The organism is Sphingomonas palmae (assembly GCF_900109565.1).
Taxonomy (GTDB): Bacteria; Pseudomonadota; Alphaproteobacteria; order Sphingomonadales; family Sphingomonadaceae; genus Sphingomonas; species Sphingomonas palmae.
Window position 1 is genome coordinate 81,440 of the sequence record NZ_FNZZ01000003.1, and the last position, 25,471, is coordinate 106,910.

The window sequence follows — 25,471 nt, forward strand, 5'->3', positions numbered from 1 at the left end:
AACGGTTGCGTGAACGCGAAACTACGCGGCGTTCACGAAGGCTTCAGCGTCTTGTCCAGCGAGATGTCTGCGTTCAACAACTTGGAAACAGGGCAATTCGCCTTTGCTTCATCGGCAATACGATCGAACTCTTGTTCGTCGATGCCCGGCACGGTGGCGACCAGCGTCAGGGCCGACTTGCTGATCTTGAAGCCCGGGCCGTCCTTATCGAGCGTGACCTTCGCGCTCGTCTCCAGCGTTCCGTCGGCGTGACCTGCCTGAGCCAGCGCGAAGCTCAGCGCCATCGTGAAGCAGCTGGCATGCGCGGCGGCGATCAGCTCCTCGGGATTGGTGCCGGGCTCGTCCTCGAACCGCGTGTTGAAGCCGTAGGGCTGGTCGGACAGCACGCCCGACTGCGTCGAGACATGGCCCTTTCCATCCTTGCCCAGACCTTCGTAGCGAGCCGATGCGCTTCTGACCGTCATGAATGCTCCTTGGCTGATGTGAGAACGGGTGCGGTTCCGCGAAGAGAACCACACCCGTCCGTTTCGGTTGCATTGGGCAAGCGCTCAGCCGCGCGTCAGCGGCAGCGGCGATCCCCGCTGCGCTCGATCTCACGACCCGCCAACGCGCCGCCGACACCGCCCAGCACGGTGCCGAGCGTCCGGTCGCCGCGCGTGTCGATCGTCCGCCCGACCAGCGCACCGGCGACACCGCCGACGACCAGCCCGGTCGTACCGTTCGGCTTGCGGCAACGCAGCCGCCCGTCGTTGCCGCGCCACTCGCGGTACGAATAACGCTTGCGCGCATCGGCGTCGTGCGTCGTGGCGATCAGCGTCGGCAGGACCATCGTGGTCGCACCCAGGGCAAGCATCAAATTACGCATGAACATTCTCCCGGTTTGTTTCGCGTTGATGATGAAACGACTGCTTGTTGCCACCCGTTGCATGAACCTGAAACAACGTCGTGTTCATCGAAGCGCGCGCGAAGATCACGGTGGGTGCAATCGCGTTGGCAACCGGAACCCAGCTGTGTCAGGCTTCAGATATGAATAAGACCCGTAACATCGTTATCCTTACGGGCGCCGGCATCTCGGCCGAGAGCGGCATCGCCACCTTTCGCGGACCCGGCGGCTTATGGGAAGGTCACCGCGTCGAAGATGTCTGCACGCCCGAGGCGCTCGCGGCCGATGCGACGCTCGTCCATCGCTTCTACGATGCGCGCCGCGCGGCGCTGGATGATGTCGCGCCCAATGCGGCGCACGTGGCGCTGGGTGGGCTCGATGCGGCATGGTCGGGCGAGTTGCTGATCGTGACGCAGAATGTCGACGATCTGCACGAGCGGGCAGGGGCGCGGCGGATGCTTCACATGCACGGCGAGCTGCGTTCGGCATTGTGCGAGTTGTGCGGCATACGCACGGCATGGGCAGGACCGCTGCCGCCGTATACGCCGTGCCCCGACTGCGGCGAGAATGCCTTGCGCCCCGACATCGTCTTCTTCGGCGAGATGCCGTACCAGATGGATCGGATCGAGCAGGCGCTGGGACGTGCCGACCTGTTCGTCTCGATCGGCACCTCGGGCGCGGTCTACCCCGCCGCCGGGTTCGTGCAGTTGGCGGCGCGTTACGGCGCGCGCACGCTCGAGCTCAATCTCGAACGGTCGGCGGGCAGCGACTGGTTCGACGAAACGCGGCTAGGCCCCGCGAGCGTGCTGGTGCCTGCCTGGGTCGAGGAAGTGATCGGCGCGGGCGCGCGCTAACCGCTCAGTCGACCCAGTCGAGCCCCAGGTCGCGGTAGACGCTGCGGTCCTCGTCCCAGTCGGGCTTGACCTTGACGTGCAGGTAGAGGTGCACCGGGCGGTCGAGCAGCACCGCCAGCTCCGCCCGCGCGCGCGCGCCGATCTCGCGGATGCGCGCGCCGCCCTTGCCGAGCACGATCGCGCGCTGCGTCACGCGCTCCACCAGGATCTGCTGGTGGATTTCGGCCGATCCGTCCTCGCGCTCCTCGAACTTCTCGGTCTCGACCACGCTGGCGTAGGGGAGTTCGGCGTGGAGCTGGAGGTAGAGCTGCTCGCGCGTCACCTCGGCGGCGAGCGCGCGCTCGCTCGCATCCGACACTTGATCCTCAGGATAGTGCCAGGGCCCCGCGGGCATCGCGGCGGCGAACGCGTCCTTCAGCTCCTTGACGCCGTCGCCGGTCTGCGCGGAGATGAAGAAGGTTTCGGCGAACGGGAGCATGGCGTTCAACCGCTCGGCGTGGAGCAGCAGCTTGGGCTTGTCGGCGAGGTCGACCTTGTTGAGCACGAGGTAGATCGGCTCGGATCGGCCTTTCAGCGCCTCGGCGATCTCGGTCACCTTGGGGCCGAGCCCGCCCTTGGCGTCAACCACCAGCGCGATCACGTCCGCGCCCTCTGCGCCGCCCCAGGCGGCGGCGACCATCGCGCGGTCGAAGCGGCGCTTCGGCTCGAAGATGCCGGGTGTGTCGACCAGCAGCAACTGCGTTTCGTCGCGGATCGCGACGCCCATCAGCTTGGTCCGCGTCGTCTGCGCCTTGGGGCTGACGATCGCGACCTTCTGCCCGACAAGCGCGTTGACGAGCGTCGACTTGCCCGCGTTGGGCGCGCCGACGACCGCGACGAGGCCGCAGCGCTGCGCGGCCGTGCTCACTTCCGAAATTTCGCTCACTCCCCGGCGAACGCGTTCTTGAGCCGCGAGAAGAAGCCTTGGCTCTGCGGGCATTCCTCGCCCGTCTCGGTCTCGCGGAACAGCTCCAGCAACTCACGCTGCCGCGTCGACAGCTTGGTCGGTGTCTCGACGTCGATCTGGATCACGAGGTCACCGTGGCCGCGGCCCTGCAGCACCGGCATGCCCGCGCCGCGCTGGCGCAACTGCTTGCCTGACTGGATGCCTGGCGGGATGCGGATCTCGTGCGCGCGGCCATCGAGGCCGGGGATCGACATCGTGCCGCCCAATGACGCGGTCGTGAAGCTGATCGGCGCGCGCGCGAACAGCGTCGTGCCCTCGCGCTCGAACAGATTGTGCCGCTTGACGTGGAGGAAGATGTAGAGGTCACCCGGCGGCGCACCGCGCGCGCCCGCTTCGCCTTCGCCCGACAGGCGCACGCGCGTGCCCTCGTCGACGCCGGGCGGCACATTAACACTCAACGTCTTGGTCTGCTCGACCCGGCCTTCGCCGCGGCAGTCGCTGCACGGCGTGTCGATCACCTCGCCCGAGCCGTGGCAGGCTGGGCAGGCGCGCTCGACCACGAAGAAGCCCTGCTGCGCGCGGACCTTGCCGTGCCCGGCGCAGGTCTTGCAACTGTGCGCGTGGGTGCCGGGCTTCGCGCCCGAGCCGTGGCAGGTGTCGCACGCGACCGAGATGTCGACGGTGATGTCGCTCTGCTTGCCGTGATACGCTTCCTCGAGCGTGATCTCCATGTCGTAGCGCAGATCGGCGCCGCGGCGCTGATGGCGGCCGCCCTGCTGGCGCCCGCCCATGAACTCGCCGAACACGCTCTCGAAAATGTCGGAAAAGCCGCCGAAATCCTGCGGCCCGGCACCACCGCCGTTCTGGAACGCCGCATGTCCGAAGCGGTCGTACGCCGCGCGCTTCTGCGGGTCTTTCAGGCAGTCGTACGCCTCACTGACGGCCTTGAACTTGGCCTCGGAGTCCTTGCAGCCGGCATTCTTGTCGGGATGGTACTTCATCGCGAGCTTGCGGTACGACGACTTGATCGTGCCGGCGTCCGCGGTGCGCTCGCATTCGAGCAGTTCGTAATAGTCGATCGTGGTGCTCATGCCGGCCTCTCGAGGCTCTTTCCCGCAACGGCGGAAAGAAATGGGGGGAGGGCGATGGCCGTGATCGGCGCCCGCCGCTCCCCCAGCCCGCCCCGGTTAGGAGCGGGCGAACGCGCTTACTTGTCGTCGACTTCCGAGAATTCGGCATCGACCACGTCGTCGCCGTCCTTCTTGGCCGACGCGCCGTCGGTATCGCCACCCGGGCTCGCCTCCGACTGCGCCTGCTTCTCGTAGATCGCCTGACCGAGCTTCATCGCGACCTGCGCGAGCGCCTGCGCCTTCTCGTTCATCTGGTCGGGATCGTTGCCCTCGACCGCGGTCTTCGCCTCCGCGATCGCCGCCTCGATCTCGCCCTTCAGCGACGCGTCGACCTTGTCGCCATTGTCGGCCAGCTGGCGCTCGGTCGTGTGGATCAGGCTCTCGGCGTTGTTCTTCGCCTCGGCCGCCGCACGGCGCTTCTTGTCTTCCTCAGCAAAGCTTTCCGCATCGCGGACCATCTGGTCGATATCGGCGTCGGACAGGCCACCCGATGCCTGGATGCGGATCTGCTGCTCCTTGCCGGTGCCCTTGTCCTTCGCTGACACGTTGACGATGCCGTTGGCGTCGATGTCGAAGGTGACCTCGATCTGCGGCACGCCGCGCGGCGCCGACGGGATGCCGACCAGGTCGAACTGACCCAGCAGCTTGTTGTCCGCTGCCATCTCGCGCTCGCCCTGGAACACGCGGATGGTCACCGCCTGCTGGTTGTCGTCCGCGGTCGAGTAGGTCTGCGACTTCTTGGTCGGGATCGTCGTGTTGCGGTCGATCATGCGCGTGAACACGCCGCCCAGCGTCTCGATGCCGAGCGACAAGGGCGTCACGTCGAGCAGCAGCACGTCCTTCACGTCACCCTGCAGCACGCCCGCCTGGATCGCGGCGCCCATTGCGACGACCTCGTCGGGGTTGACGCCGGTGTGCGGGTCCTTGCCGAAGAAGTTCTTCACCACTTCGCGCACGCGCGGCATGCGGGTCATGCCACCGACCAGCACCACTTCGCTGATGTCGTCCGCCTTGACGCCCGCATCCGCCAGCGCCTTCTTGCACGGCTCCAGCGTGCGCTTGATCAGGTCCTCGACCAGACGCTCCAAGTCGGCGCGGGTGATCGTCTTGACCAGGTGCTTCGGGCCGTTCTGGTCCGCGGTGATGAAGGGCAGGTTGACCTCGGTCGACGCGGCCGAGCTAAGCTCGATCTTCGCCTTCTCCGCGGCTTCCTTCAGGCGCTGGAGCGCGAGCTTGTCCTTGGTGAGGTCGATGCCCTCGTCCTTCTGGAAGCCCTGCGCCAGATAATCGACGATCTTGTTGTCGAAATCCTCGCCGCCCAGGAAGGTGTCGCCGTTGGTCGCCTTCACCTCGAACACGCCGTCGCCGATCTCGAGGATCGAGACGTCGAACGTGCCGCCGCCCAGATCGTAGACCGCGATCGTCTTGCCGTCCTGCTTCTCGAGGCCGTAGGCCAGTGCCGCCGCGGTCGGCTCGTTGATGATGCGCAGCACCTCCAACCCTGCGATCTGCCCGGCGTCCTTGGTCGCCTGGCGCTGCGCGTCGTTGAAGTAGGCCGGCACGGTGATGACCGCCTGCGTCACCGTCTCACCGAGGTAGCTCTCGGCGGTTTCCTTCATCTTCTGCAGCGTGAAGGCGCTGATCTGCGAGGGGCTATAATCCTTGCCGCCTGCATTGACCCACGCGTCGCCGTTCTGGCCGCGCACGATCTTGTACGGGACCAGCTCGGTGTCCTTCTTGGTGACCGGATCGTCGAACCGGCGACCGATCAGGCGCTTCACCGCGAAGATGGTGTTGTCGCCGTTGGTGACCGCCTGACGCTTCGCCGGCTGGCCGACCAGCCGCTCGCCGTCCTTGGCGAAGGCGACGATCGACGGCGTGGTGCGCGCGCCCTCGGCGTTCTCGATCACCTTGGGCTTGCCGCCCTCCATCACCGAAACGCACGAGTTGGTCGTGCCGAGATCGATACCGATAACTTTTGCCATGAGTGCTTTGCCTAGCCCCTACAACGATGAAAAACATACGGTCACGCCCCGTTACGGCAGCGCAACCCTCCTTGTCTGGGGGGCGATATAGGTGGCGCGCTTCTTGCCGCAAGATTTTGCCGCGACTAGGCCGTCGGGGTTGTTCCATGCTGGGAGAAATATCGTGGCCAAGGGCTTGCTGGCAGTTCTGACGCTCGCGACGCTGACCGCGTCCTGCGCGAAGATCGAGGCGCCGGCGGCGAGCGACGCCTGGGTGCGGCTGGCCGCGGTGCCGGGGCGTCCGGCGGCGGGTTATTTCACGCTCCACGGCGGCAAGGCGGACACGAAGCTGATCGGCGTATCGGTCGCGGGCGTGCCGCGCGTCGAGCTCCACCTGTCGCGGATGACCGCGGGCGACATGATGACGATGGACGCGACTCCCTCGGTCGACCTGCCCGCGCGCGCGACGCTGCCGTTCGAGCCCGGCGGGCGCCACGCGATGCTGTTCGACGTGCCCGCAGGCCTCACGCCCGGCAAGACCACAACGATGACGTTCCGCTTCTCCGATGGCGAGACCGCGGTCGCCGAGGCCAAGGTGGTGAGCGCGGGGGCGAGCGGGCCGGAGTAATGGCCGTCGACGTGACCGCGCGCGGATTGACCGAGGGCGAGATCAACCTAGCGCACTCGGTCTACGGCGACGCGATCGATTACACGCAGGTGCGGGTGTCGAACCGCAAATGGGCCTTTTTCCAGCCGCGGGATACGGTGATGGCGCCCGCGGGCACGATCCACTTCCACCCAAAAGGCGAGTTGTGGCGCGACGATTTCGCGCACGCCTCGCTCGGCGAACAGGGGCTGTTCGTCCACGAAATGTGTCACATCTGGCAGCACCAGCGCGGCGTCTACCTGCCGCTCGCACGGCATCCATTCTGCCGCTATGATTACACCGTCCGGCCAGGCTGGCCTCTCGCACGCTACGGGCTGGAGCAGCAGGCGGAGATCGTGCGTCACGCCTTTCTGCTGCGCCGCGGCGCGCGGGTGGCGGGCGCGCCGCCGCTGGTACAATATGAGACGATCCTGCCGTTCGGCACCGGGGAGAAAACGCGATGATCTGGCACAACGGGCTTCCCGACCTGGCGCAGCTGAACGCGCTGGGTGAGGGCAGCATGCCGGGGTTCCTCGGTATCGAGTTCGTGGAGGTCGGCGACGACTGGATTCGCGCGCGGATGCCGGTGAACGAGCGGACCAAGCAGCCGTACGGACGCCTTCACGGCGGTGCCTCGGTCGTACTCGCCGAGACGATCGGATCGGTCGCGGGCGCGATGACGGTCGATCCGGCGCAGTTCGCCGCGGTGGGGCTGGAAATCAACGCCAACCACGTTCGGCCGGCGGGCGACGGCTTCGTCTACGCGACGGCACGTTCGGAGGCGCGCGGTCGGACGACGCAGATCTGGTCGATCAGGATCGAGGACGAGGCGGGCAAATTGGTATGCATCTCGCGCTTCACGCTGGCGGTGATCCCGCGTGAGCGCGGCGCGGTGGCGGGGTAACCGCACCGCGGTAGGCGAGCGGGCAGGGCAGGTCGTCCGCCTCCGCCCGCTCGGTCTGCATCAGGGCATCAGCACCGTGTCGATGACGTGCACGACGCCGTTCGACTGCATCACGTCGCCGGTCGTCACGGTCGACATGCCACCCTTCGCGTCCGTCAGCACCAGCTTGCTGCCCATCATCTTCGCGGTCAGCGGCTCGCCCTGCACCGTGGTCAGCGTCGCGGTGCCGCCACCCGCCTTGATCGCGGCGGCGATGTCCTTCGCGGTCATGCGGCCCGGCACGACGTGATAGGTCAGGATGTTGGTGAGCTGCGACTTGTTCTCCGGACGCGTCAGCGTGTCGAGCGTGCCCGCCGGCAGCTTGGCGAAGGCGGCGTTGGTCGGCGCGAATACCGTGAACGGACCCGGGCCGCTCAGCGTGTCGACGAGGCCCGCGGCCTTTACCGCAGTGACCAGCGTCGTCAGGTTGCTGGCAGCCGAGGCATTCTGCACGATCGTCTTGGTCGGGTACATTGCCGCGCCGCCGACGCGCGGGTTGGTCTTGGCGATCGCGGGCGCACCGACGATCAGGGTGGCGGCGGCCATCGCGCCGAGCATCTTGTTGCGTAGCATGATCCATCTCCGGCTCGACCATCGAGCCCGCGCAGATACGTTCGAACCGGCCAAATTGATGCAGATCAATGTGTCTTTTGATTGCGCATTGGGGGGAGCAGTGATCTTGCCACGCCGTCAGACGAGCGGGCTGCGCCCGTTCGCTGCCCGACGTGGCATGTCCGGCGATTGCTGGCACAATCGCCGGCTGCCCGTTACTTCATCAGCACCAATTCTTCCGCCATCGTCGGGTGAAGCGCGACGCAGGCGTCGAACTGCGCCTTGGTCAGCCCCGCCTTTACCGCAACCGCCGCCGCCTGGATGATCTCGGGGCAGTCGGGCCCGATCATGTGGATGCCGACGACGCGGTCGGTCTCGCCGTCGCACACCATCTTGTAGAGTGCGCGCTCGTCGCGGTTGGCGAGCACGTTCTTCATCGGGCGGAAATCGGACGAGTAGACGCGAACCGAGCCGAGCTTCTGCCGCGCCTCGGCTTCCGTCATCCCGACCGCGCCGATCGGCGGGTGGCTGAACACCGCGGAGGGCACGCAGTCGTAGTCGACGCGCGTCGGCTTGCCGCCGAACTGGGTGTCGGCGAACGCCTGCCCCTCGCGGATCGCGATCGGCGTCAGCTGGATACGGTTGGTTACGTCGCCGACCGCGAAGATCGACTGGCAGGTCGAGCGATTGTCCTCGTCGACCTTGATCGCGCCCAATTCGTCGACCTCGACCCCCGCGCTCTCCAGTCCCAGTCCGCGGGTCGCGGGCAGCCGCCCGGTCGCGAACATCACCGCGTCGACTGTGACGGGTTCGTGGTTCGACATGCTGACCGTCAGGCAACCGTCCTCACCCTTCTCGATGCCCTGGAACGTGGCATCGAAGCGGAACTCCAGCCCCTTCATCATGCTGATCTGCAGCAACCGGTCGCGGATCTGCAGGTCGTAGCCGCGCAGAATTTCCTTGCTGCGGTTCATCAGGATGACGTGGGCGCCGAGCTGGTGGAAGATGCCGGCGAACTCGTTGGCGATATAACCCGCACCCGCGATCAGGATGCGCTTGGGCACCGCGTCGAGGTGGAACGCCTCGTTCGAGGTGATGCCGTACTCGTGCCCGGGGCACTCGGGCACCATCGGGTAGGCGCCGACCGCGATCAGGATCTTGCCCGCGGTCTTCTTCGTTCCGTCGGCGAGCGTGACCTCGTTCGGACCCGATACGGTCGCGCGCTGGTGGATGATCTCGCCGCCGCTGCTCTCGATCGTCGTCGTGTACGCGCGGTTGATCCGGTCGACTTCGGAGAAGACGTTGGTGGTCAGGCACTGCCAGTCGAACTCGGGCGCGTCGGGCACCTTCCAGCCGAACCGCTGCGCGTCCTTCAGATCCTCGGCGAAATGCGCGCCGTAGACGAGCAGCTTCTTGGGCACGCAGCCGCGAATGACGCAGGTGCCGCCGACGCGGTATTCCTCCGCCACCGCGACGCGCGCGCCGTGCGCGGCCGACACGCGCGCCGCGCGCGTCCCGCCAGAACCCGCGCCGATGACGAACAGGTCGTAGTCATAGTCGGGCATGTCGCTGGTCCTGCTATCTCTATTCCTGATTGAGGCCGCTCGTACCGGGCACGAGCGGATCGCGCTAGCGCTGCCCCGCGCGGCGCATCGGCATCGCGTCGATCCGCCCCTGCAACGTGTCCGCCGGCACCGGCTCGGCCGAGCGCAGCGCGACATTGCCGTCCTTGCCGATCAGCACGACCGCGAAGCGTGCCGCGCGCAGGCGCAATCGCGTGCGTAAGCTTGCCGCAGTGTCGCTCGCGCCGGTCACCCCATCGCCGATCACCTCCACCACCTGCAAGTCCCGGTCTTCCGCACCGCGACGCCAGCCGCGCAGCGTCTCTCGCTGCGTGGCGAGCGCCGGGTCGCTCGCACCCGGCGCCGCGACGACGAGCACGCGGCGCTGCCACTTCATCTCGGCAACGCTCAGGCTGCTCGCGGCCGCGACGAGCGCGAGGATCACTCGCCGTCCGCGTCGTCGCCGCCGAACGCGCGCGCGATCAGGTCGTTGGTGGAAGGATCGAAGTCGCCGCCGCCCTTCGCCGCTTCCTTCGCCATCTCCTTGCCCAGTTCGACGCCGAACTGGTCGAACGAGTTGATACCCAGCAGCACACCATTCACGAACACGCGGTGCTCGTAGAAAGCGATCAGCGCGCCCAGCGTCCGGGCGTCCAACCGGTCGAGCAGCAGCGTCGAGGACGGCCGATCACCCGGATAGGCGCGCGCCGGATCGTCGGGATTCGCGCGCCCCTTCATCAGTGCGGCACCCTGCGCGAAGGCGTTCAGCAGCAGGTTCTTGTGGTGATCCTCCGACAGCGTGTCGCCGGCCTCGATCACTGCGAGGAACTCGACCGGCACCAGGTGCGTGCCCTGGTGAAGCAGCTGGAACACCGCGTGCTGCGCGTCGGTGCCGACGCCGCCCCAGGTGATCGGCGAGGTCGGCCGCCCGACCGGCTTGCCGTCGACCGTCACGCCCTTGCCGTTCGACTCCATTTCAAGCTGCTGCAGGTAGCTCGGCAGTAGCCGCAGCCGCTCGTCATAGGCGAACGGCGCGCGCGTCTCGGCGTGGCGCACCTGCGTGTAGTAGAGGTCGGCGAAGGCGGCGAGCGCGGGGGCATTCTCGTGCAGCGCCGACAGGCGGAAGTGGCGATCCATCTCGGCCGCGCCCTCCAGCAATTCCTCGAACTGGTCCCAGCCGAGCTTGATCGCGGCGGGGAAACCGATCGACGACCACAAAGAATAACGCCCGCCGACACCCTCGCTGAACGGCACCACGCGCGTTTCATCGACGCCCCACTCGATCGCCTTGTCGGGCGAGGCAGTGACCGCGACGACGCGGCCGTAGGGATCGGACACGCCCGCGCCCTGCATCCAGGCGATGACGCTCTCGGCGTTCATCATCGTCTCGGTCGTGGTAAAGGTCTTGGACGCGACCACCAGCAGCGTGGTGGCGGGGTCGAAGCGGTCGAACACGTCCTCCAGCGCCATGCCGTCGACGTTAGAGACGATCGCGACGTCGTAGTGGTCGCTGTCCCGCCCGAGCGCATCGACCAGCAGGTGAGGGCCGAGCGCCGAGCCGCCGATGCCGACGTGCAGGATGTGGTTGACCGGCCCGAACGCCTCCGCCTCGATCGCGTCGATCAGCGCGCGCATCCGCGCGTGGTAGGCGCCCGCGCGCGCGACCGAGTCGGGGTTACCCTCGCCGCGCTCGGCGGTGTGCTCGACCGGGCGATCCTCGGTCACGTTGACGTGTGCACCGGAGAACATCGCCTCGCGCTTGCCCGCCAGGTCGCATTCCTTCGCCAGCTGCTCGAACGCGGCGATCATGTCGGGGGTCAGGTGTGTCTTCGCCCAATCGAAGTGGATGCCGGCGACATCGAGCGTCAGCCGCTTCAGCCGCTCCGGATCGGCCGCGAACAGCGCCTCCAGCCGTTCGGTCGGCAGCGCCTCGATGGGTGACCAGTCAGCCATGATAATCTCGTCCTGCTAGCAAATCCGTCAGCCGCCCGAACGGGCGACGCGCATCATGGGTCCGCTTGCCCCGAGAGCCATGCTCCGAAACCAAGCTTGACGCGCATCGCCGCTTGCGCGACCGAACGGTCATGGCCACCAGCACCCCCGCGGGCAAGACCGCAGCGTCCGAGACCAAGGAAACGCTCCGCTTCCTGCTCAAGCTCGCGCTCTTCGTCTTCATCCTGCGCAGCTTCATCTTCGCGCCGTTCTCGATCCCCTCGGAGTCGATGCTGCCCCGGCTGCTGATCGGCGACTATCTGTTCGTGTCAAAGTGGAATTACGGCTATTCGCGCTGGTCGCTTCCCTTTGGCGTACCGCTGATCCCCGGCCGCATCTTCGCCTCCGATCCGACGCGCGGCGACACCGTCGTGTTCCGCAGCATGGAGCCCGACGACCACGACGTGATCAAGCGCGTGATCGGCCTGCCCGGCGACACCGTGCAGATGCGCCGCGGCCAGCTGTTCCTCAACGGCAAGGCTATTCCGAAGCAGCGCGTCGCCGACTTCATCGTGCCGATCTCGCCCAACTTCCCCGAGGACAAGTGCGGCACGCAGTTCCAGGATGTGGGCGCCAACAACCAGCCGATCTGCCGCTACCCGCAATTCCGCGAAACGCTGCCCAACGGGCGCAGCTACATGGTCATCGACCAGGAATATATCCCGATCGCCGATGACACGCCGGTCTACCGCGTGCCGGCGGGCGACGTGTTCCTGATGGGCGACAACCGCGACGACAGCGCCGACAGCCGCTTCGCCCCGCCCGAGGGGATGGGCTACATTCCGATGGAGCGGATCGAGGGCAAGGCGATCGTCAACTTCTGGTCGACCGATGGCTCGGCCGAGTGGTTGAAGCCGTGGACCTGGGTATCCGCCGCGCGGTGGCGCCGCATCGGGGAGGGCTTTTGAGCGAGCTTGCCGATTGGATCGAGGCGCGGCTCGGCTACCGGCCGCTCGAGATCGCACCCTATCAGCGTGCGCTGACCCATTCGAGCCACACCGGCGACAGCTACGAGCGGCAGGAGTTCCTCGGCGACCGCGTGCTCGGGCTGATCATGGCCGAGTGGCTGTACGAGACCTTTCCCGACGAGCCCGAGGGCAATCTGTCGAAGCGGTTCAACGCGCTGGTGACCGGTTCGGTCTGCGCCGCGGTGGTGCGTGATCTCGGCGTCGCGCCGCACCTGCGGCTCGGCAAGCAGGCGCGCGACGACGGCGCCGCCGCCAGCGACAACGTGCTCGGCGACGTGATGGAGGCGCTGCTCGGCGCGCTCTACCGTGAGCGCGGGCTCGATGCCGCGCGCGACGTCGTGCGCCGGCTGTGGGCGGATCGCCTCCACGCCGATGGCGTCGCGCCGCAGCATCCCAAGTCCGCGCTGCAGGAATGGGCCGCCGCCAACCGCCGCGCCACCCCGGCGTACGAGGTGACCGACCGCTCCGGTCCCGGCCACGCGCCGCGCTTCACCGTCCGCGTGGCGGTCGGCAAGGATGAGACCAGCGCCACCGGCACCAGCAAGCAGGAAGCCGAAACCGCCGCCGCCGCTGCCCTGCTCGACACGCTGCGCCAGCAAACCCCACCGCCGAAACGCCGCCGGCGCGGTTGAACGAGCGGCATCATCGATGACGCGACCCAGCTCGTTGACCTGTGGCCGCCTGCTACTGTTCTCGGCTACCGTCGCGCTTTCCGCATGCGGTCGCATACCGGCGGGTTGCGAGCATTACAGCTTGGCGTCGGTTGGTAAGGTTCTGAAGATCGCGGAGCAGGACACGATCGAAACCTTGCAACGCTATTATGATGTGCCTGCGGCTGCGGCGGCACGATTCTCCTGTTGGGGCAATTGCACGGTTGTCTATCAGGCGAGGAACATCCTCGACGGCTTCCTGGGTGGATCGAAGCCCAACATGTTCATCGTCAGAATACGTTGGGAGAACAAGGCGCTGTCCAAGCCTTTCCTGCGTCAAATCTATGTCAGTTCGTGCGGAAAGGTCATGGAGCAAAAGCCGATCGCAGACTGATGGCGGTCTGCCCGCGCGATTGTTTTCGTGTCGTCAAACCCCGGCGCGACCTGCATGATCGGCTTTGCAAGGAACCCGGCTGGGAGCATCAACGACCAGCTTGATCGAGGAGCGTGCCTGTGGTGACCATGACCGTCGTCTACCCTTACGACGCCGACAAGCCGTTCGATGAGGCCTATTACGCCCAACACCACATGCCACTCGTCAAGGAGGTCTGGGGCGACGCGGTGACCGGGACGACCGTCTACCACGCGCTCGCCGGGCTGTCGGGCGAGCCGGCCTTTTCCACCATCGCGCAGGTCGAGTTCGCGTCGATGGAGGCATTTCAGAAGGCGATGGCGAACCCGCGCTCCGCTGAGGTCAACGCCGACATCCCGAACTTCTGCCGCGTGACGCCGACGTTCCAGCTCAGCCGCCGGGTGTGACGTCCGCCTGGACCCCGGCGGCCGACAGCGGGATCACGCTGCGGCAGGTGGTCGCAAACGGGCTGACGTTCGAGGTGGCGCAAGCGGGTGAGGGCGATCACCTGGCGCTGTGCCTGCACGGCTTTCCCGAGCTCAACTTCTCGTGGCGCTATCAAATGCCGCTGCTGGCGGGGATGGGCTACCGCGTCTGGGCGCCCAATCAGCGCGGCTATGGTGCGTCGTCGCGGCCCGAGGGCGTGGCCGCGTACAGCGCCGACCGGATCGTCGCGGATGCCGCGGCGCTGTTCGACGCCAGCGGTGCTGCCAAGCTGACGCTGGTGGCGCATGACTGGGGCGGGGCGATCGCGTGGATGTTCGCGATCAACCGGGTACGGCCGATCGCGCGGCTGGTGGTGATGAACCTGCCGCATCCGATCTGCTTCGCCGAGGCGTTGAAGCATTGGCCGCAGCGGCGGCGCAGCTGGTACATGGCGGCGTTCCAGCTGCCGTGGTTGCCGGAGCGTGCGATGATCGTGAGGGATGCAGCAGCGGTGCGCCACGCCTTTCGCGGCATGGCGGTCGACAAGTCGCGTTTCCCCGACGAGGTGCTGGGCGTCTACGCCGCAGCAGCCCAAGCGCCGGGTGCGGCGACCGCGATGATCAACTGGTACCGTGCCGCGGCGCGCCACCGCGATGCGATGAAGCTGCGCAACGGCGGGCGGGTCGAGGTGCCGACGCTGATCGTCTGGGGCGAGGAGGACAGCGCACTCGGGCTGGAAACGCTGAACGGAACCGAGCGGTTCGTCCCCGACCTGACGATCCGGCGGCTGCCCGGCGTGTCGCACTGGGTGCAGCAGGAAGCGCCCGAGGCAGTCAACGCGATCCTCGCCGACTGGCTGCCGCGCGGCTGACCGACACGAGAAGGGGAGCAGAACCCTGCGGTCCCGCTCCCCATTAACCCCGCGCGCTACGCAACCGGCGCGAAGGTTCCTGATCGAAAGATCAGAAGTGGGTGACGATACCCAGCGTCGGGCGGAAGCTGTGGACCCAGCCGAACGACGACACTTCGCCGCGCAGGCGGAAGCCCGCGTTGCCGGTCAGGCCGCCCAGGCCGATGTCCTTCGGGCCGACTTCGAAGCCGACGCCGTAGGTGACATCGTCATAGTCGCGGTTGGTGTTCACGCGCTTGTCGAAGTTGACCCACTGGTAGCCGACCTTGCCGTAGAACAGGCCGCTCTCACCGGCGCGGAAGCCGAAGCGGCCGGCGGCGCCATATTCCCAGTCGATGTCGCCCGACACGCCCTTGGCGACGTTACCCTCGGCGCCGACGAAGAAGGCGTTAAGCGGCACGTTGAAGCCGACCAGACCCTCGACCAGCGAACCGTTCAGCTTATCGCGACGGTTGACGGGCGGGATGCCGGCCTTGTTCGGCTCGCTGTCGAACTGCTCCCAGCCGCCGCGGATCGCGAAATACGGGTCGATGCCGAACGCCTTGGTGCCGTCGGGCGCGGTCGCCGTGTCGGTGGTGGTCGTCTGACCATAAGTGGTGTCGGTGGTCGACGGATAGGACGCGTCCTGCGCGAAGGCAGGGGCAGCGGCGAGAGCGGACACGGCAACGGCCGTCGCAAGAACGAGCTTACGCATGATGAACCTCGGTATAGTTTTATCTGTTTATCGGGGGTGGCCGCCTGCGGCAGCGTACCCGAGGCCCACCTAACCGGCGGAAGTGAACAGGGTTGCGCAAATCGCGCCGCGCGGTCGCACTAAATAGCGACTGTGGCCGGAACGACACGCTTTCTTTCGCCTTCATGAACGCGCGCGCCACAAAGCGGCCGCAGCGCAACATGGCTGCCACAAAGCCGCCGCACCCCGCCATGTTCGGCCTTGGTCGGTCGTGCGGCATTGAACGACCGAATCGCTGCCGACGCTCAGCGCGCGCGTCTGGTCGGCGCGTGAAAGTCGGGCGGCTTGTCCGCGATCCAGCGCAGGAAGCGCGCCATCACCGGCAGGTCGCGGATCGCCTCCAGCGTGCCCGCGACCGCCAGCGCGCGATTGTCGGCGGCGGCGTGGATCGCGCGGTGGCAGATCGGGTGCACCGGCTCGGTGTGCGTGCCGCCCTCGCTCTTGGGCACGACATGGTGCCACTCGACCTTCACGCCCAGCGGACGCCCGCACAAAGCGCAGACCGGCGGCGGCGCGGCGCGCGCGGCGAGCGCCTCGGCCTCCGCCAGCCCCGCCTTGCGCTTCACCCGTCCGGCCACCGATCCTCCTGCGTGCGGGAGAGCAGACGCGCGGTGCCGCACCGGGGTTGCATTGCCCAGCACGCGAGGTGGGAAGGGCGCGGAAGGTCACTAAAGTCACACCCCTACGCATGTGCGCGCGTGCGTAGGGGCTTTGGGACGTTCGAGCCGATCGCGCGACAATCGCACGTGCGACCTCACGTCGCGTCCCGGCAGTCCTTCGGTTCGTCGGGGGAGTAATCCTGCACCAGCGTCGGCACCATCTCGCACGCGTGATCGCCGAGCGTGCCGAGCGAGCGCTGGAAGGTGCCGCGCGCGGCATCGGTCATCGCCTCGAATCCGTCCCAGCGGTCGCCCGGCTTTCCGGCGGGCAGCAGATGCTGGAGCAGGAAGACGAGCAGCCGGTCGCTCGGCTCGCGCGTCGTCTGGACGAGCGTGCCGTCCTTCCACACCTCGCGGACGGTTCCGCGGGTCGCGCGCTCGAACGCGAGCGTGGTGAGGCGCACCGTCGCGATCTTGAGCGCCTGATCCCAGGTGCGCGCGAAGCCCTCGGCATCGGGCCGCGCACGCAGGCGATAGGCGGAGCGCGACGACACCCCCGCTTCCTGACACGCCGCGCTGACCGAACCCGTCTCCGCCAAGACGGTCAGAAAGGTCCGCTGCCGCTCGGCGGTCCAGCCATCGGCGCGCACGCGCACCGGCACGGGCGGGGGCAGCGGCAGGTCGGTGACGTTGTCATGTGCGAGGTCATGCCCGGTTGATCGAGCGGCGGCGGTACGGCGAGCGGCCATGTGTGTGCTCCGTGTGAGAGGAGCAGGTGAGGTATGCGGGATCGGGGTGTGTAGGACAGATGTAGAAGGCTACTGAAAAAGTTTCGATACGGGCTTAACTATTTTATCCGCGTCCGTTTGCGTCATCATTCCACTCACCCAATCAGCAACCATCGCTTGCCAAACAGACTGTTCAGGTACGCGTATAGCGTTGGATACCGCCTTTACCCATTTATGATGATCATCAATCGTAACTGCTTGGCTGATCGCTGACGCTACTTCCGAATAGTCTCGTTTAAGCATTTCAGGTATCGCACCAAAATTATTCGATATTGTTGCCTCAAAAACCAGTTTCTCAGGCGGAAGGCCGTCGCCAGGAAGGATCTCACATCCTGGAGCGGCCTCTTGATCTGCATCTAGAAATACGCTTGTCGGTCGGGCAAATCTATCAGCAGCTTTCATCTGTCCCAGCATCTTTGCAACTGACGCTGGGCCGCAAGGGGTCACTAAGATCGTCGGAAAGCGGTCTTGCAAACGTGCAGCTAGTACCTCCTCGACTAGTGCCTTCGCTGCTTCGTCTTCAACAAATATTTCTGCTTCGTAGTGTGCAACATCATCCATCTTAGTCATTGCGAAGTAGGGCGTTACCCCCCTCAGCACTGTCTTTCCGCCCGACGAATTTGAAATCTGTATACGAGCTCTCTCGGGTAGTTCCTCTAGAACATAGGGGGAATGAGTAGAAAAGATGAATTGCACGCTTTTTTCTCGTGCGATCGAAGCTAAATCTCGAACCAGTCTTCGTTGCGCCCGAGGATGAAGGGCTGTCTCAATCTCATCGATTAAAACAAGTGAGTTAGCAGGAAAATCCACGCTCATCATATCGGCTATGGTCATCTCTCCAGCCCCTTGGTGGAAGCCAGAATAACTTGCCGAGTTTGAAGACAGAACGGTAACCTGTCTCACTTTGTCAACGGACGAAAGAGCCGACTTGGCGGCTGTATATGAACGTCCCAAGACCGCCGTGAGGCGCTTAACGGCATTATCAGAGTACAACGTCGCTGAAGTCTCTTTGACTCCGGCGCGCGCTATTCGAGCGTATCCTACCCTCGTGGACACCGGTTGAAGGCGTGATAAATCCATGTAGACAATAGCACGTTCGCGCCTCTCGGGGTTTCCGCGCCAGCGTCCCGACGGCTTCCGAACGCTACCTTGCCTAGACGACTCGCCCTCGCGCACGGAGTAGCGCAACTCAACCCCGGTTTGCGTGTCCCAGGCTGTGTCCGGGAAGAAATCAGATGCGAACCGATCAGTTGTTCCAGGAGATTTATAAACCGATGCAGCGGCCTGTAGAACAGTACTCTTTCCGGTTCCATTCTCTCCAACAATGGCGATTAATGGAAAGTTGAAATCGATTCTCTCGCCTTGCCAGCCTCGAACACCCTTAATTGAAAGCCATTCTAGCCTTTTAGGCCAGCCGTTGTTGGCGTCCCACTTATCGAAAAGTAGTTTGACTTCCTTGGACAGGGGCATTCAACGCCTCGTTGAAGGTTTTAACTTGTGCTATTTGTCTTTCGCGAGGCTAGGTCGGTTAGTCAAAGAGCATTCCTCACAGTTTCCGCCGCGGGCAAGGCCCGCGTCGTCGGTCGGCGCTATGGCGCCGCCGGCCGGGCGAGCCGCGGGGTCGCTCGGGGTTAGCTGACGCTAACCCCTTGCGCGGCTCGCCTTACTCCGCCGCCACACCACCAAACATATCCGCCTCAGCCACCACGTCCTCGTTCGCCGGCTTCGCGTCCTTCGCCTTCTTGCGTTTGTCGAACGCGTCCCAGACGTCGTTCCACTGGCCCTTGGTCGCGGCCTTCGAATATTCGGTCGCGCGGGTTTCGAAGAAGTTGGCGTGCTCGACGCCGTTCAACAGCGGGGTGAGCCACGGGATCGGGTGCTCGTCGATCATGTAGATCGGCTTCAGGCCCAGCTGCCCCATGCGCCAGTCGGCGATGTAGCGGATGTACTTCTTGATGTCCTTGGGCTTCATTCCCTCGACCGGGCCCATCTCGAACGCCAGGTCGATGAAATTGTCCTCCAGCCGGATCGTCGTCTGGCACACGTCGGCGATGTCGTCCTTGACCGCCTTGGTCAGGCACTGCCGCTCGGCGCAGAAGGCGTGGAACATGCGGATGATGCCTTCGCAGTGCAGGCTCTCGTCGCGCACCGACCAGCTGACGATCTGCCCCATGCCCTTCATCTTGTTGAAGCGCGGAAAGTTCATCAGCATCGCGAACGACGCGAACAGCTGCACACCCTCGGTAAAGCCGCCGAACATGGCGAGCGTGCGCGCGATATCCTCGTCCGAGTCGACGCCGAAGTTCTGCATGTAGTCATGCTTGTCCTTCATCTCGGCATATTCGAGGAAGGCGCCATACTCGCTCTCGGGCATGCCGATCGTGTCGAGCAGATGGCTGTAGGCGGCGATGTGCACCGTCTCCATGTTGCTGAACGCGGTCAGCATCATCTTGATCTCGGTCGGCTTGAACACGCGGCCGTATTTCTCGTGGTAGCAATCCTGCACCTCGACGTCGGCCTGCGTGAAGAAGCGGAAGATCTGCGTCAGCAGGTTGCGCTCGTGATCGGTCAGCTTCTGCGCCCAGTCGCGGCAATCCTCACCCAAGGGCACTTCCTCGGGCAGCCAGTGGAGCTGCTGCTGGCGCTTCCAGAACTCGAACGCCCAAGGGTATTCGAACGGCTTGTACTGCTTGGACGCGTGGAGGAGGGACATGGGGCTTACTCCGACAGGATGGTGTTGAGGTGGTGGCCGGCGACGCCGAGCGTCAGCGCGCCGAGAAAACAATCGCGCGCACCCGTAAGCGCGGCGCGGGCAGGGAGCGCGCGCGGCAGGTGGCGGCGGCGCAGCTGCACGAGCCCGAGCGCGAACAGCAGCGCGCCCGCGATCAGCAATGCCGCGGTGGCGAGAAGCGCGAGCGGGTGCCTCACAGTGCGTCGCTCTCGCTGCTTCGGGTTAACGCCGCGTCTTCGCTGCTCCACTGCTGCATCGCCGCCGCGCTCATCGCCAGCACCGCGCCGCCCGACAGCAGCATGATGCCGACCATGCGGAACACATAGACCTTGGCCGGGCCGCTCGGCCGGGTGAGCGCGAGGAGCAGGCCTGCGCCGACGAGCGCGAGCACGCCTGCGACCGCGTACATGATGATGATCTGCCAGCTCATGCCGCGCGCACCGAAGCGTGTGCGGGCGATGCGACCAACGGCCGGGTCGTGCGTTGCGCCCCCGAACCCATCAAGCAAGGAGTGACACGATGGTCGATGCCAGCCAGATCAAGGAACATGCCGAAGTCATCGGTGCCGACGGCACCCACGTCGGCACGGTCGACCACGTTCAGGGCGACCGCATCAAGCTGACCAAGAACGACTCGCCGCAGACACAGGACGGGCAGGGCGCGAAGCACCATTACATCTCGATCGGCCTCGTCGCCGATGTCGAGGACGGCAAGGTGCGGCTGTCGGCGAACGGCGCCGAGGCGGTGCAGTTCGAGGAATCGGAGTAACGCACGACGCCCATTACGGGCACGTGCAGCCCCGGTTCGCGTGTCCAGAGCGGGCAGGCGGGCCGGGGCTTTCGTTGTGCGCCGCATCGATCGACCGCAGCGTGCACACGGCAGCGCGATGCGCGCGGAGTGCGCAGCGGCGTGCATCGTGTCTCGGCTCGATTCGACCAACGTCTGCTCCCGGTGCGAGGCGGCGAGACGCTCGCCGACCTGCCCGCGGATGATACGGGAAAGCGGGCTGCATCACCACCCCGCTCCGAGGCTCGCAGCGACGTTTTTCTGTGCACAAATCGGCTATGTAGGTGTGGCTGGCGGGATCGCCCGCTAGATATAGTGAGTGCCGTTGTGACGTGCGCGGGAGCTGGGCTACTGGCAGGCGGACGGATGTACCCGCTATGTTCCGTGTGTTGTCGAGTCGGGTTTGGCGACGAGCGCGCAACCTGAGCGAGGTGCGTTCAACGCAGCGGCGATGAGCGGGGTCGCTCTCTGCGGCTCTGAAGGCTGGTCTCGACGAGGGCGAGGGTTGGAGCAGCAGGCGAAGGCATGCTGGTCGGGCTTCGACCGCCGATCCGCATCATCGCGCTTGGGCGGGCGCTTTGCTATTTCGGTGCACTAAGAACTTCGGCGCGTGCCCACGGCTGGAATTCTCGTCGCCCGCTACCCTGCCGCGATCACGCGGCAGGTGTCGCGCCTCGCTTCAACGAGCGGCGTATTTGACCGGGACCAGCGGGTCGCCGCACTTCTTGACGTTATAGTCGCTGCCCTTCCAGCACATCTTCTCGAACCGCGGCAGCGTCGCGGGCAGGGGGCGGCCTGTGCGCACGATCGCCTGGTCGCCCCACGGCGTCAGGCTGTTGCGCAGCTCGCGCATGCGGTCGAGCGACAGGCGGGTGAACTGGCCGCGCGGGCTGAACAGCGCCTCGCGTCCTATGTCGCCCGCGACGCGGCAGAAGTTGAACTGCGAATTGACCGTCGCGAAGCTGGAATAGGTACGGGTGCCGAACTGGTCGAGCGCTTGCTGGCCTTCCTTCTTGGTCTTGGCGGTGCGCAGGAAATATTTGGTCAGCGTGTCGTACGAAGACTTGAGCTCGTCCTCATGGTCGGTCAGCAGCGCGTTGTATTTGTCGACCGTCAGCAGCGTCGGCTCGAACTGGCATTGCAGCGCGGCGACGTTGAGCGCGGCGCGCATGTTCCACGCCACACCCGCGCGCTGCTCGGCGTCGGTGGCGCCGGGCAGGGCCATGCCCACGTCGGGCTCTGTGCCCGTGATCGCGGCACCGCTCAGGTCCTTGTGCTGCAGATAGAATTGCGCGGACGCCGATACGCTGGACAACGCGCACACGGTTGCGGCGCACACGCCGACGAACCGAACCAACCCCATGTTCCGAACTCCTCGCCCGCGCGACCCCGTCTCGCGCCCTGATGGGTCCGGCTTTTACCAACGTTGGTTAATGCGCCCAAGCGATTTCTGCCACGATTTGCTGGCGTTCCGTCGCAAAACGGAGACGGGATCGAAACGATTCGAGCCCGCGTGCGTGCGACCTCGTCGCTCTCGCACCTTGATCGCGATCAATATTCCCTGCTGTCGGGAAGGCGCCGACGTGGATCGATCGGACAACGAAAAAGGCCGCCCGGTCGCCCGGACGGCCTTTCGCATCGTAAGTGCCCGAAGGGCAGATTACATCGCGTTGGTCGTGGTCGTGGTCATGGTGTTCGACATCATCATGTCGTTGCCCATGCCGGCGCCCATCGTGTCGTTCGCCATCATGCCGCCGTTCATGCTGCCGTCGACGGCGGTCATGTTGTCCGACATGGTGTCCATGCCCTCGGTGGCGTTCATGTCGGTGATCATGGTGTTGTCGGTGGTGGTCTCGGTCTTCGAACCGCACGCCGAAACCGCGAGGGCGGCTGCCGCGAGTGCCGAGCCGGTCAGAACCTTGGTGATGATGGCACGCATGAATTTGCTCCCTAGACTATAAGATTTGGAGACCGTTGGGGTCGTGGAATTACCCAAATCAGGTACGATGGTAATCGGTACGCGACCACCCCTCAAGCCTCGATTTCACCGTGACAAGAAAGGCTTTGGAGAAAAGGTCTGGCGGTGAACGCCAGCGCGGCGTCGAAGGTTGCATGGCTGGTCGGTTTTTCAAGCGCTTGCGCGCTCGTGACCGGATAATCGGCGATCCCGCACGGTACGATCCCGCCGAAATGCGACAGGTCGGGGGAGAGGTTGACCGCGAAGCCGTGCAGCGTGACCCAGCGGCGCACGCGAATCCCGATCGCGCCGATCTTCGCCTCCTGTCCCGATCGGTCGTGCGTCCAAATGCCGATGCGGCCGGGCGCGCGGAAACTGTCGATCCCGACATGCGCCAGCGCCGCGATCACCCATCCCTCGACCGCGTGGACGAAGCAGCGCACGTCGCGCCCGCGCTTGTTCAGGTCGAGCACCAGATAGCCGACGCGCTGACCGGGCCCGTGATAGGTGTAGCGCCCACCGCGCCCCGCCGGCATCACCGGAAAGCGCGCGTCGACCAGCTCGGCCGGGTCGGCGCTGGTCCCCGCGGTGTAGACCGGCGGGTGTTCGAGCAGCCAGATCAGCTCGCGCGCCTCGCCCGCCGCGACCGCGGCGGCGCGCGCCTCCATCTCGGCTAGCGACTGGTCGTACGGCGTCAGCCCCGGCGTCACGCGCCATTCGATATCGTCAAGTCCGTTCACGCCGCCCCAGATGCGATGCGGTTGCCGCAATGGCAATGATGCGACCGGCGTCATCGCGGGCGAACGCGCGCCTCCTGCCCGGCTGGCATGCGCGCGGCGGATCGGCTACGCCGCGGCGGCGAACAACGGGGGTGACGATGGCAGGCACGCGCATGGGGGTCCGCATGGGGCTGGTGTGGGACCGCACGGTCGATGTGCTGCAGGGGCGCAGTGGCATCCTGGCGCGGTTGGCGATCCTGTTCCTGTTCGTGCCCGGCGTCGTGAGCGCCGCGGTGAGCAGCGCGGCGACGCCCGGCACGCCGCTGGCGTTCGTATCCTCGCTCGCCTCGATCGCGGCCAGCATCATCCTGATTGCGGGCGTGCTCGCGATCACCGCGGTGGCGAGCGACCCCGAGGTCGATGCGGCGCAGGCGACGCGGATCGCGTTCGCGCGGCTGCTGCCGGCGCTGGGCGCGATCGCGCTGGTCATGGTCGTCCTGTTCGTCGTCATGATCCCCATCACGCTGCTGATCATGCACGCGGGCGCGACGTTCAATCCCGCGACCGGTCGCTTTGATCTGGCGCGCGCGAGCGGCAGTGCGCTTCAACTGGCGGGGGTGATCGGGCTGCTCGCGCTGATCGTCGGCCTGTGGCTGACCGCCAAGATCGCGCCCTTGTTCGCGGTGATCGTGAACGAGCGTCGCGGGCTGGGGGCGTTCGCGCGCAGTTTCCGCCTGACGCGCGGCTCGACGCTGCGGCTCGTCGGCGTGATCATCCTCTACGGCATCGTCGTGATCGTCGCGGTAATGGCAGCGACGCTGATCGCGGGGATCGCCGCGCGGCTGCTGCTCGGCCCCGACGCTCCCGGCGGCGTCACGTTCGTGACCGGCGTCGCCTCGTCCGCGGTCACCGCGCTGCTGACGGTGGTGCAGACGGTGTTCTACGCGCGTTTCTACGTCGCCGCGCGCGAGCATGAAGAGCCGGTGACGGACGCGCCGCTCGAACCATGACACTCACCTTCTCGCGGCTGCTCGCCGATGCCTGGTCGCTGTTCCGGCGTCAGGCCGACCTGATCCTGCGCATCGCGCTGCCGCTCGTCGTCTTCCCCGCCTTCGCGGTGCAATTGCTGTGCGATCCCTTGCCGCCGCTGCCGCCGCCCCCGCGCGATCAGCCGATGCTGGAGGCGTGGATCGCGCAGGTCGGCGTCTGGGGACAGACGAACGCGATCTGGTACCTGCTCGCCGACGCGGTCAGCGTGTTCGGCCTCGCCGCGATCGCGATCCTGCTGCTCGACCCCGATCGCCCGGTGGTAGCGGGCGCGCTGCGCACCGCGGGAACGCGGCTGGTCGCGTTCATCCTCGCCAGCCTGCTGATCGCGGTGCCGGTCGGCATGAGCATGTGGCTGTTCGTGCTGCCCGGATTGTGGGTGCAAGGGAGGCTATCGGCGGTGATCCCGCTGCTCGCGCGTGCACCGGGACAGCGCGTGGTGCCTGCGATCCGCACCTCGTGGCGCGCGACCCGCGGGGCAGGGTTCGCACTCGCCGGCGCGGTCGTGTCGGTGTTCCTGCTGCAATGGCTCGCGATCGTGCCGCTCCTGTCCGCCGACGAGTGGCTGCGCGCACCCGGCAACGACAATCCGCTGGTGCTGAGCGTCGTCGACGGCGGAATCGCATTGCTCGGCGGCGCGTACCACCTTTCCGTGCTGATGATCGGCGTCGCGGCCTATATCCGGCTGGCGAGAAAGGGCAGCTGAGGCGCCGCGTCCTCGGGCAGCAACCCGAGCCCGCGCGGATCGGGAAAGGTCTCGATCGTGCGCCTGATCGCGACAAAGCCCTGCGCACGGTAGAAATTGAGCGCCGACGGGTGGTCGAGCGTGCAGGTGTTGAGCGCAACACGGGTCACGCCACGCACCCAGGCGCGCGCCATCGTCTCCGCCATCAACCAGCGTCCCAGCCCTTGCCCGGCGAGTTCGGGCACCAGCGCGAAATAGGCGATGTCGCACGCGCCTTCGTGCCGGAAATCCAGCTCGACCATGCCGACCTCGATCCCGGCAGCGTCGATCGCGGCGAAGACCTGCACCCGCGGATCATGGATGATCGCGGTGAGCGCGGCGTCATCCATCACCAGCCGCGAATACCACAGCCAGCGCTGCCCGACGCGGCGGAACAATTCGCGGTACTTGGGCGGCGTGGGTTCCATCCAGCGCACCAGCCGCAGCCGCGACGGCGGGGTAGGGCGCAGCGGCGGTCGGCGCGTCATCTCCAGCGTGGTGACGATCGTCGCCAGATCGCCTTCGGGCACCGGGATCAGCGCCACCGAG

General features: G+C 66.1%; 32 protein-coding genes. 12 read left to right on the top strand and 20 right to left on the bottom strand.

Features of this window, described 5'->3' with window-relative positions; all coding sequences use genetic code 11:
* Positions 1–32: 32 nt before the first annotated feature.
* Both BMW51_RS08215 and BMW51_RS08220 read right to left on the bottom strand, forming a co-directional pair.
* On the bottom strand, positions 33–464 hold the full coding sequence (locus tag BMW51_RS08215) for an OsmC family protein (protein WP_093005345.1): 432 nt from the start codon (positions 462–464) through the stop codon (positions 33–35).
* Between the two features lie 95 nt (positions 465–559).
* Positions 560–865, bottom strand: coding sequence for a glycine zipper 2TM domain-containing protein (locus tag BMW51_RS08220; RefSeq protein ID WP_093005951.1), 306 nt, complete (start codon positions 863–865; stop codon positions 560–562).
* A gap of 161 nt (positions 866–1,026) precedes the next feature.
* Between BMW51_RS08220 and BMW51_RS08225 the strand changes: the two genes are divergently transcribed.
* Positions 1,027–1,737 carry an NAD-dependent deacylase gene (locus tag BMW51_RS08225; RefSeq protein ID WP_093005953.1) on the top strand — a complete coding sequence of 237 codons (711 nt, stop codon included), beginning with the start codon at positions 1,027–1,029 and terminating at the stop codon, positions 1,735–1,737.
* 4 nt (positions 1,738–1,741) lie between these two features.
* Here the strand turns inward: BMW51_RS08225 and era are convergent, their stop codons facing one another.
* From era to dnaK, 3 genes are all read right to left on the bottom strand, one after another.
* A complete protein-coding gene (gene era / locus BMW51_RS08230; protein WP_177171600.1) occupies positions 1,742–2,662 on the bottom strand; it encodes a GTPase Era in 921 nt (306 codons plus the stop codon).
* The gene (gene dnaJ, locus BMW51_RS08235) at positions 2,659–3,774 is read right to left on the bottom strand and encodes a molecular chaperone DnaJ (protein ID WP_093005347.1); all 1,116 of its coding nucleotides are present in this window, start codon (positions 3,772–3,774) and stop codon (positions 2,659–2,661) included. Before dnaJ ends, era begins: the two co-directional genes overlap by 4 nt.
* Before the next feature lie 116 nt (positions 3,775–3,890).
* Positions 3,891–5,798, bottom strand: coding sequence for a molecular chaperone DnaK (gene dnaK, locus BMW51_RS08240; RefSeq protein WP_093005349.1), 1,908 nt, complete (start codon positions 5,796–5,798; stop codon positions 3,891–3,893).
* A gap of 163 nt (positions 5,799–5,961) precedes the next feature.
* Between dnaK and BMW51_RS08245 the strand changes: the two genes are divergently transcribed.
* From BMW51_RS08245 to BMW51_RS08255, 3 genes are read left to right on the top strand one after another with little or no spacing between them, the layout of a single operon-like run.
* The gene (locus tag BMW51_RS08245; protein ID WP_177171601.1) at positions 5,962–6,405 is read left to right on the top strand and encodes a copper chaperone PCu(A)C; all 444 of its coding nucleotides are present in this window, start codon (positions 5,962–5,964) and stop codon (positions 6,403–6,405) included.
* Positions 6,405–6,887 (top strand): vgr related protein, encoded by a 483-nt coding sequence (locus tag BMW51_RS08250; protein WP_093005353.1) that lies wholly within the window; start codon positions 6,405–6,407, stop codon positions 6,885–6,887. The genes BMW51_RS08245 and BMW51_RS08250 overlap by 1 nt, the downstream gene beginning before the upstream one ends.
* The gene (locus BMW51_RS08255) at positions 6,884–7,327 is read left to right on the top strand and encodes a hotdog fold thioesterase (protein WP_093005355.1); all 444 of its coding nucleotides are present in this window, start codon (positions 6,884–6,886) and stop codon (positions 7,325–7,327) included. The genes BMW51_RS08250 and BMW51_RS08255 overlap by 4 nt, the downstream gene beginning before the upstream one ends.
* A gap of 60 nt (positions 7,328–7,387) precedes the next feature.
* Here the strand turns inward: BMW51_RS08255 and BMW51_RS08260 are convergent, their stop codons facing one another.
* From BMW51_RS08260 to pgi, 4 genes are all read right to left on the bottom strand, one after another.
* Positions 7,388–7,939, bottom strand: coding sequence for a fasciclin domain-containing protein (locus BMW51_RS08260; RefSeq protein ID WP_093005357.1), 552 nt, complete (start codon positions 7,937–7,939; stop codon positions 7,388–7,390).
* 194 nt (positions 7,940–8,133) lie between these two features.
* Positions 8,134–9,483, bottom strand: a complete 1,350-nt coding sequence (gene gorA / locus BMW51_RS08265) for a glutathione-disulfide reductase (protein ID WP_093005359.1) — start codon at positions 9,481–9,483, stop codon at positions 8,134–8,136.
* A gap of 64 nt (positions 9,484–9,547) precedes the next feature.
* Positions 9,548–9,925 carry a DUF4174 domain-containing protein gene (locus BMW51_RS08270; protein ID WP_218139379.1) on the bottom strand — a complete coding sequence of 126 codons (378 nt, stop codon included), beginning with the start codon at positions 9,923–9,925 and terminating at the stop codon, positions 9,548–9,550.
* Complete coding sequence (pgi, locus tag BMW51_RS08275; RefSeq protein WP_177171602.1) at positions 9,922–11,433, bottom strand: glucose-6-phosphate isomerase; 1,512 nt, start codon at positions 11,431–11,433, stop codon at positions 9,922–9,924. The genes BMW51_RS08270 and pgi overlap by 4 nt, the downstream gene beginning before the upstream one ends.
* A gap of 131 nt (positions 11,434–11,564) precedes the next feature.
* On the opposite strand from pgi, the gene lepB reads away from it, so the two are divergent.
* The 5 genes from lepB to BMW51_RS08300 all read left to right on the top strand — a co-directional run bounded on the left by lepB (position 11,565) and on the right by BMW51_RS08300 (position 14,799).
* Positions 11,565–12,380: a signal peptidase I gene (gene lepB / locus BMW51_RS08280; protein ID WP_093005363.1), complete on the top strand. Its 816-nt coding sequence runs from the start codon at positions 11,565–11,567 to the stop codon at positions 12,378–12,380.
* Positions 12,377–13,072, top strand: coding sequence for a ribonuclease III (gene rnc, locus BMW51_RS08285; protein ID WP_093005365.1), 696 nt, complete (start codon positions 12,377–12,379; stop codon positions 13,070–13,072). The genes lepB and rnc overlap by 4 nt, the downstream gene beginning before the upstream one ends.
* 16 nt (positions 13,073–13,088) lie before the next feature.
* Positions 13,089–13,484, top strand: a complete 396-nt coding sequence (locus BMW51_RS08290) for a hypothetical protein (RefSeq protein WP_143051836.1) — start codon at positions 13,089–13,091, stop codon at positions 13,482–13,484.
* A 128-nt stretch (positions 13,485–13,612) separates the two neighbouring features.
* Positions 13,613–13,909: an EthD family reductase gene (locus BMW51_RS08295; RefSeq protein ID WP_245708401.1), complete on the top strand. Its 297-nt coding sequence runs from the start codon at positions 13,613–13,615 to the stop codon at positions 13,907–13,909.
* Positions 13,906–14,799, top strand: a complete 894-nt coding sequence (locus BMW51_RS08300; RefSeq protein WP_093005371.1) for an alpha/beta fold hydrolase — start codon at positions 13,906–13,908, stop codon at positions 14,797–14,799. The genes BMW51_RS08295 and BMW51_RS08300 overlap by 4 nt, the downstream gene beginning before the upstream one ends.
* A gap of 91 nt (positions 14,800–14,890) precedes the next feature.
* Here BMW51_RS08300 and BMW51_RS08305 read toward each other — a convergent pair whose 3' ends face one another.
* The 7 genes from BMW51_RS08305 to BMW51_RS08335 all read right to left on the bottom strand — a co-directional run bounded on the left by BMW51_RS08305 (position 14,891) and on the right by BMW51_RS08335 (position 20,119).
* The gene (locus BMW51_RS08305) at positions 14,891–15,532 is read right to left on the bottom strand and encodes an opacity protein (protein ID WP_093005373.1); all 642 of its coding nucleotides are present in this window, start codon (positions 15,530–15,532) and stop codon (positions 14,891–14,893) included.
* A gap of 284 nt (positions 15,533–15,816) precedes the next feature.
* Positions 15,817–16,137 (bottom strand): HNH endonuclease signature motif containing protein, encoded by a 321-nt coding sequence (locus tag BMW51_RS08310; RefSeq protein ID WP_425440984.1) that lies wholly within the window; start codon positions 16,135–16,137, stop codon positions 15,817–15,819.
* Positions 16,138–16,325: 188 nt separating this feature from the next.
* Entirely contained in the window at positions 16,326–16,919 is a 594-nt protein-coding gene (locus BMW51_RS08315; RefSeq protein ID WP_093005375.1) for a hypothetical protein, read from the bottom strand.
* 69 nt (positions 16,920–16,988) lie between these two features.
* Complete coding sequence (locus BMW51_RS08320) at positions 16,989–18,428, bottom strand: AAA family ATPase (protein ID WP_093005377.1); 1,440 nt, start codon at positions 18,426–18,428, stop codon at positions 16,989–16,991.
* A 193-nt stretch (positions 18,429–18,621) separates the two neighbouring features.
* Positions 18,622–19,671, bottom strand: coding sequence for a ribonucleotide-diphosphate reductase subunit beta (locus BMW51_RS08325; protein ID WP_093005379.1), 1,050 nt, complete (start codon positions 19,669–19,671; stop codon positions 18,622–18,624).
* 5 nt (positions 19,672–19,676) lie between these two features.
* The gene (locus BMW51_RS08330; protein WP_093005380.1) at positions 19,677–19,886 is read right to left on the bottom strand and encodes a hypothetical protein; all 210 of its coding nucleotides are present in this window, start codon (positions 19,884–19,886) and stop codon (positions 19,677–19,679) included.
* Positions 19,883–20,119, bottom strand: coding sequence for a hypothetical protein (locus tag BMW51_RS08335; protein WP_093005961.1), 237 nt, complete (start codon positions 20,117–20,119; stop codon positions 19,883–19,885). Before BMW51_RS08335 ends, BMW51_RS08330 begins: the two co-directional genes overlap by 4 nt.
* Before the next feature lie 89 nt (positions 20,120–20,208).
* On the opposite strand from BMW51_RS08335, the gene BMW51_RS08340 reads away from it, so the two are divergent.
* Positions 20,209–20,457 (top strand): DUF2171 domain-containing protein, encoded by a 249-nt coding sequence (locus BMW51_RS08340; protein WP_093005382.1) that lies wholly within the window; start codon positions 20,209–20,211, stop codon positions 20,455–20,457.
* Between the two features lie 697 nt (positions 20,458–21,154).
* Here BMW51_RS08340 and BMW51_RS08345 read toward each other — a convergent pair.
* The 3 genes from BMW51_RS08345 to lipB form a co-directional block, all read right to left on the bottom strand.
* Complete coding sequence (locus BMW51_RS08345; protein WP_093005384.1) at positions 21,155–21,838, bottom strand: hypothetical protein; 684 nt, start codon at positions 21,836–21,838, stop codon at positions 21,155–21,157.
* Between the two features lie 297 nt (positions 21,839–22,135).
* Positions 22,136–22,414, bottom strand: a complete 279-nt coding sequence (locus tag BMW51_RS08350) for a hypothetical protein (RefSeq protein ID WP_093005386.1) — start codon at positions 22,412–22,414, stop codon at positions 22,136–22,138.
* A 92-nt stretch (positions 22,415–22,506) separates the two neighbouring features.
* Entirely contained in the window at positions 22,507–23,172 is a 666-nt protein-coding gene (lipB, locus tag BMW51_RS08355; RefSeq protein ID WP_093005963.1) for a lipoyl(octanoyl) transferase LipB, read from the bottom strand.
* Between the two features lie 137 nt (positions 23,173–23,309).
* Here lipB and BMW51_RS08360 point away from each other — a divergent pair, with 137 nt between their 5' ends.
* Positions 23,310–24,161 carry a DUF7847 domain-containing protein gene (locus BMW51_RS08360; protein WP_143051837.1) on the top strand — a complete coding sequence of 284 codons (852 nt, stop codon included), beginning with the start codon at positions 23,310–23,312 and terminating at the stop codon, positions 24,159–24,161.
* Positions 24,158–24,904: a hypothetical protein gene (locus BMW51_RS08365; RefSeq protein ID WP_093005390.1), complete on the top strand. Its 747-nt coding sequence runs from the start codon at positions 24,158–24,160 to the stop codon at positions 24,902–24,904. Before BMW51_RS08360 ends, BMW51_RS08365 begins: the two co-directional genes overlap by 4 nt.
* Here BMW51_RS08365 and BMW51_RS08370 read toward each other — a convergent pair.
* Positions 24,874–25,467: a GNAT family N-acetyltransferase gene (locus BMW51_RS08370; protein ID WP_093005392.1), complete on the bottom strand. Its 594-nt coding sequence runs from the start codon at positions 25,465–25,467 to the stop codon at positions 24,874–24,876. The two genes, BMW51_RS08365 and BMW51_RS08370, sit on opposite strands and share 31 nt — an antisense overlap.
* Positions 25,468–25,471: the final 4 nt, after the last annotated feature.

What these genes read in the sequence shown, in the direction of transcription:
- gorA (WP_093005359.1), bottom strand. Translation starts at nt 9,483, where the DNA reads ATGCCCGACTATGACTACGACCTGTTCGTCATCGGCGCGGGTTCTGGC.
- BMW51_RS08320 (WP_093005377.1), bottom strand. Translation starts at nt 18,428, where the DNA reads ATGCCCCTGTCCAAGGAAGTCAAACTACTTTTCGATAAGTGGGACGCC.
- BMW51_RS08350 (WP_093005386.1), bottom strand. Translation starts at nt 22,414, where the DNA reads ATGCGTGCCATCATCACCAAGGTTCTGACCGGCTCGGCACTCGCGGCA.
- BMW51_RS08215 (WP_093005345.1), bottom strand. Translation starts at nt 464, where the DNA reads ATGACGGTCAGAAGCGCATCGGCTCGCTACGAAGGTCTGGGCAAGGAT.
- BMW51_RS08365 (WP_093005390.1), top strand. Translation starts at nt 24,158, where the DNA reads ATGACACTCACCTTCTCGCGGCTGCTCGCCGATGCCTGGTCGCTGTTC.
- BMW51_RS08335 (WP_093005961.1), bottom strand. Translation starts at nt 20,119, where the DNA reads ATGAGCTGGCAGATCATCATCATGTACGCGGTCGCAGGCGTGCTCGCG.
- BMW51_RS08360 (WP_143051837.1), top strand. Translation starts at nt 23,310, where the DNA reads ATGGCAGGCACGCGCATGGGGGTCCGCATGGGGCTGGTGTGGGACCGC.
- BMW51_RS08315 (WP_093005375.1), bottom strand. Translation starts at nt 16,919, where the DNA reads ATGGCCGCTCGCCGTACCGCCGCCGCTCGATCAACCGGGCATGACCTC.
- dnaK (WP_093005349.1), bottom strand. Translation starts at nt 5,798, where the DNA reads ATGGCAAAAGTTATCGGTATCGATCTCGGCACGACCAACTCGTGCGTT.
- BMW51_RS08305 (WP_093005373.1), bottom strand. Translation starts at nt 15,532, where the DNA reads ATGCGTAAGCTCGTTCTTGCGACGGCCGTTGCCGTGTCCGCTCTCGCC.
- BMW51_RS08260 (WP_093005357.1), bottom strand. Translation starts at nt 7,939, where the DNA reads ATGCTACGCAACAAGATGCTCGGCGCGATGGCCGCCGCCACCCTGATC.
- BMW51_RS08290 (WP_143051836.1), top strand. Translation starts at nt 13,089, where the DNA reads ATGACGCGACCCAGCTCGTTGACCTGTGGCCGCCTGCTACTGTTCTCG.
- BMW51_RS08250 (WP_093005353.1), top strand. Translation starts at nt 6,405, where the DNA reads ATGGCCGTCGACGTGACCGCGCGCGGATTGACCGAGGGCGAGATCAAC.
- lepB (WP_093005363.1), top strand. Translation starts at nt 11,565, where the DNA reads ATGGCCACCAGCACCCCCGCGGGCAAGACCGCAGCGTCCGAGACCAAG.
- BMW51_RS08255 (WP_093005355.1), top strand. Translation starts at nt 6,884, where the DNA reads ATGATCTGGCACAACGGGCTTCCCGACCTGGCGCAGCTGAACGCGCTG.
- pgi (WP_177171602.1), bottom strand. Translation starts at nt 11,433, where the DNA reads ATGGCTGACTGGTCACCCATCGAGGCGCTGCCGACCGAACGGCTGGAG.
- BMW51_RS08295 (WP_245708401.1), top strand. Translation starts at nt 13,613, where the DNA reads ATGACCGTCGTCTACCCTTACGACGCCGACAAGCCGTTCGATGAGGCC.
- BMW51_RS08340 (WP_093005382.1), top strand. Translation starts at nt 20,209, where the DNA reads ATGGTCGATGCCAGCCAGATCAAGGAACATGCCGAAGTCATCGGTGCC.
- BMW51_RS08325 (WP_093005379.1), bottom strand. Translation starts at nt 19,671, where the DNA reads ATGTCCCTCCTCCACGCGTCCAAGCAGTACAAGCCGTTCGAATACCCT.
- BMW51_RS08345 (WP_093005384.1), bottom strand. Translation starts at nt 21,838, where the DNA reads ATGGGGTTGGTTCGGTTCGTCGGCGTGTGCGCCGCAACCGTGTGCGCG.
- BMW51_RS08220 (WP_093005951.1), bottom strand. Translation starts at nt 865, where the DNA reads ATGCGTAATTTGATGCTTGCCCTGGGTGCGACCACGATGGTCCTGCCG.
- dnaJ (WP_093005347.1), bottom strand. Translation starts at nt 3,774, where the DNA reads ATGAGCACCACGATCGACTATTACGAACTGCTCGAATGCGAGCGCACC.
- BMW51_RS08225 (WP_093005953.1), top strand. Translation starts at nt 1,027, where the DNA reads ATGAATAAGACCCGTAACATCGTTATCCTTACGGGCGCCGGCATCTCG.